This window comes from Deferribacterota bacterium (assembly GCA_034189185.1).
Taxonomy (GTDB): Bacteria; Chrysiogenota; Deferribacteres; order Deferribacterales; family UBA228; genus UBA228.
In genome coordinates this window covers 1-4,166 of record JAXHVM010000163.1, presented here as the reverse complement: position 1 = coordinate 4,166, position 4,166 = coordinate 1, and the positions used below count along the sequence as shown (strand labels likewise).

The 4,166-nt window shown below is 31.5% G+C and carries 5 protein-coding genes; all 5 read right to left on the bottom strand.

All coding sequences use genetic code 11. The features are described from left to right. The coding region (gene pyrG / locus SVN78_09090; protein ID MDY6821760.1) for a CTP synthetase at positions 1-339 on the bottom strand (339 nt) is incomplete at its 3' end. 213 nt (positions 340-552) lie between these two features. Further along, a complete protein-coding gene (locus tag SVN78_09085) occupies positions 553-1,272 on the bottom strand; it encodes a pyridoxine 5'-phosphate synthase (GenBank protein MDY6821759.1) in 720 nt (239 codons plus the stop codon). Between the two features lie 20 nt (positions 1,273-1,292). Further along, positions 1,293-2,639: a phosphoglucosamine mutase gene (gene glmM / locus SVN78_09080; GenBank protein MDY6821758.1), complete on the bottom strand. Its 1,347-nt coding sequence runs from the start codon at positions 2,637-2,639 to the stop codon at positions 1,293-1,295. Continuing rightward, positions 2,636-3,553 carry a CdaR family protein gene (locus SVN78_09075; GenBank protein MDY6821757.1) on the bottom strand — a complete coding sequence of 306 codons (918 nt, stop codon included), beginning with the start codon at positions 3,551-3,553 and terminating at the stop codon, positions 2,636-2,638. Before SVN78_09075 ends, glmM begins: the two co-directional genes overlap by 4 nt. After that, positions 3,550-4,166: diadenylate cyclase CdaA (gene cdaA / locus SVN78_09070; GenBank protein ID MDY6821756.1), on the bottom strand; the 617-nt coding region annotated here is incomplete at its 5' end. The genes cdaA and SVN78_09075, both read right to left, overlap by 4 nt.

Sequence of the window (4,166 nt, the reverse complement as noted above, 5' to 3'; positions counted from 1 at the left end):
GACTGTATCACCTAAATATGCACCCTTTCTCTCTTTATTAATCACACTATAATAAATCTGGCCAGCAGTAATACTGCAATCTTTTGATGTTGATGAGGTTAAAAATCTCTCATAATGACCTAGATCTAAATCTGTTTCAGCACCATCATCTGTCACATATACTTCCCCATGCTGAAAGGGGTTCATTGTCCCTGGATCAACATTTATATAGGGATCTAACTTTTTTATTAAAACTTTATAACCCCTGCTTTCTAGCAAAGTACCAATAGAAGCCGCTGTTATCCCTTTACCAAGTGAGGATAAAACACCTCCTGTTATAAAAATAAACTTAGTATCCATTAATCTCCTTTTTAGATCTTCTTTTATAATTGTTATTAATATTTTATTTTTATTTTACATAATGTAAATTGCTTCATTAAATAGTATCACAAATATATTTATTAGAAACAATATTATTAATAATTAAGCACAAAACATAGTTTAACATAATTTTATTGATATAATAAGGGCAAACAATTTTTACAAGTTTATAATTGTTTATAAATATAAAATTTAAACATATTTTTCTATAAGTTCTCTCATAGTTTTTACAGCATCATATATGCCTACATATATACTTCTAGCTATAATAGAATGGCCTATGTTTACTTCATATAGAAATTTAAGATCTAATATCTCTTTAATATTGTTATAATCAAGGCCATGGCCTGCACTAACAAGTAGGCCTAGATCCTTAGCGTAATTAGCTGCCTCAATAACTCTTTTGAGTTCTATCTGCTTCTGCTCCCCAACAGCATCTGCAAAGTGTCCAGTGTGTATCTCAACAACCTCACTCCCTGCTCTGTAAGAGGCTTCAATCTGCTTCTTATCAGCATCAATAAAAGTACTAACCCTTATCCCACTATTCTTTAATTTTTCTATAACCCTTCTATAAAATTCTACGTTACCAGCTACATCAAGTCCACCTTCTGTTGTTAACTCTTCTCTTTTCTCTGGCACAAGGCTGCACATATCTGGTTTATATTTTAAAGCTATATTAATAATCTCTTCACTACAAGCCATTTCTAAATTTAATCTCGTTTTAATGGTGTTTTTCAATAACATAAGATCTCTTTCTTGAATATGTCTTCTATCCTCCCTTAGATGTATTGTTATACCATCTGCACCTGCTAACTCAACTAATACAGCACATCTTACAGGATCTGGCTCTTTTGACAACCTAGCCTGCCTAACTGTTGCAACATGATCTATATTTACTCCAAGTTTCACCATCTATGCCACCTCTCACAACATTAAATGCTCACTAACTCTCTACTAACTGTTTCAATTAAGTAATCTGCTAATTTACTAATTTTGTTTAAATCTTCACCTTCTAATAATAATCGTAGTGCATTCTCAGTACCTGATTTTCTAATTAATACCCTACCTTTGCTCCCTAAGTCACTTCTTACTTTATCTAGCGCTATTTTTGTCTTTTCTAGCTGTTCTATGGCAATCTCTTTCTCAAGCTTAATATTTTTCTGAACCTGTGGTAACATATTAATACACTTCTTTAGCTCACTTAATCTTTTATTCTTTTTTATCATAACCTTCAACAATTGAAGTGCACTTATTAATCCATCTCCGGTAGAATTATGCCCTAAAAAAACAATATGACCAGATTGTTCCCCACCTAAAATAATACCGTTACTTAACATTGTCTCAACAACATATCTGTCACCAACAGGGCAAGAAATTACTTTAATTCCCCTATTATTCAAACTAAGCTTAAGCCCCATATTACTCATAACATTTGCAACAATTGCTGAATTATTTAGCGCATTTATCTCATTTAAATATATGGCACATATACCTAAGATATAATCCCCATTAATAACAGAGCCATATTCGTCAACAAATATAACCCTATCTCCATCTCCGTCAAAAGATATTCCTAGATCTGCCTTTTCCTCAATTACTTTCTTAGCCAAACCATCTGTAAAAGTAGATCCACAGCGTTCATTTATATTATATCCATCAGGATTATTATTTATTGGGATTACTTTAGCACCTAATTCACTAAATGCAAGTGGAGCAATTTTATAATTAGCACCATTTGCACAATCTACAACAATTTTAATATTTTTTAGATCAATGTCTTTATCAAAGGTTGTCTTTACATACTCAACATATCTCCATATAGCTGTCTCTATTCTATATGCCTTACCTATAGATTTATCTGAAACTTCTAAATTATTTGATAGTATAAAATCCTCAATCTTTTCCTCTAATGCATCAGATAGTTTTAAACCCTTTGATGAAAAAAATTTTATGCCATTGTCATAATATGGGTTATGAGAGGCTGAAATTACAACTCCTGCATCAGCCCTTAGGCTTCTTATTAAAAATGCAATTGCTGGAGTTGGCATAACTCCAACTAATGTTGCATTTATGCCCATAGAACATATGCCAGATACAATTGCATATTCAAAGAGATATCCAGATACCCTAGTATCCTTGCCAACAACTATATAGTGCTCTTTATTTCCATTTTTAAATAACTTAGCTGAGGCTTGACCTAATTTTAAAACAAAATCAACTGTTAAAGGATATTTATTAGCTTTACCTCTAATACCATCAGTCCCAAAAAATCTTTTCATTTACTTAATTTAATCCTTACACTATCAGGTACAATATTTATTAATTCAACATCTTTTTCAATCAATTTATAGTCAATTTCTTTCAAATATACACCTGGTCTCTTGATATCACTAGTATCTACAAACACTTTGATAATATAGTCAAGCGATGTAGTTGTCAATATGTCTGATCTAGCTCTCAACCTAATTTTAACAGATTTTGGAATATAATTTATGACTTTTAATCTATTGTTGGCTATTTCAATAGCCACATTATTAAAGGTCTTTTCAATTATTTCTTCCTCAAAATCTAGTTTAACATTAACACTTCTTGGACTTATATCCTTTATATTATTTCCATACATTAAATCTACATCAACCGTTCTATCACTATCTTCTTCAGAAATATCTATAGGGAAGGTCTTTATTGATGTTACATCTTTAATTTCCCTTTCTGAACCACTTATAGTTATATAAAAAGGCTTAACCTCAATATTTTCCAAATACAAACCTTGTTTAACTTTTCCTATGATCTGTGGAACAACCTTTACTTTTTTTGTTGTTAGTCTATCAATTGTTATAATAATTTTTTTTGGTGTAAAATCTAATATCTTTATACCAGGTGGTACCCTAATATCACTTCTTTTAATAAAATACTCATTTTTACCAGCATTTAAATCATTAACGTCAACTATGGCTTTTACACTGCCTGATTTAACATTATTTATTAATAAGCTACTTCCCCTTAAAACAACATTTATAAACTTAACCTCTGGATTAACACTACAGTTATCTGGCACATTAACAATATCAACAGGCGCATAGACTGTAATTGTCGTATATTCCGATGATGATACAATAAACCAAAGAAATATTGCAAAAACTACACTTAAAACCTTTAGGCCTAAATTACTTTTTAAATTAAACTTCATCATACTTTATCAGCTTCTTCTATTATTAGAAGATTTAGGGTATCTCTAATAGTATCAATATCTAAATCAGTTGTTATCTTACCTCCTCTTGATATAGATATTGATCCCCTCTCCTCACTAACAACAATACATACAGCATCTGTCTCCTCTGTTATACCTATAGCCGCCCTATGTCTTGTACCAAATCTTCTATCTAGATTCTCTATTTTTGTTAAAGGCAGTATGCTGGCTGCATATAAGATTTTATTATTTGAAACAATAACTGCCCCGTCATGCAAGGGCGAATAGGGGATAAAAATACTTATCAAAATATCCCTCGATACAACTGCATCTAACTTTGTGCCCGCCTGTATATATTCATCTAACTTATTGTTTCTCTCTATAACTATAAGAGCACCAATCTGCCTATTTGCAAGCACAATTACTGCTTTTATAATCTCATCTAAATAGGAAGCCATTTCTGTACTCTTATTATTACCCCTTATACGAGGCTCTCCTAAGGCAGCCAATACCCTCCTAAACTCAGGCTGAAAGACAATAATCAGTATTAAAAATAAGTATGATGTGAAGCTATCTAATAACCACGAGGTGGTGGTTAGTTTCAGCATATTAGAAA

Excerpts from the sequence above, each read along its gene's own strand:
- SVN78_09075 (MDY6821757.1), bottom strand. The coding sequence starts at position 3,553 with ATGATGAAGTTTAATTTAAAAAGTAATTTAGGCCTAAAGGTTTTAAGT.
- glmM (MDY6821758.1), bottom strand. The coding sequence starts at position 2,639 with ATGAAAAGATTTTTTGGGACTGATGGTATTAGAGGTAAAGCTAATAAA.
- SVN78_09085 (MDY6821759.1), bottom strand. The coding sequence starts at position 1,272 with ATGGTGAAACTTGGAGTAAATATAGATCATGTTGCAACAGTTAGGCAG.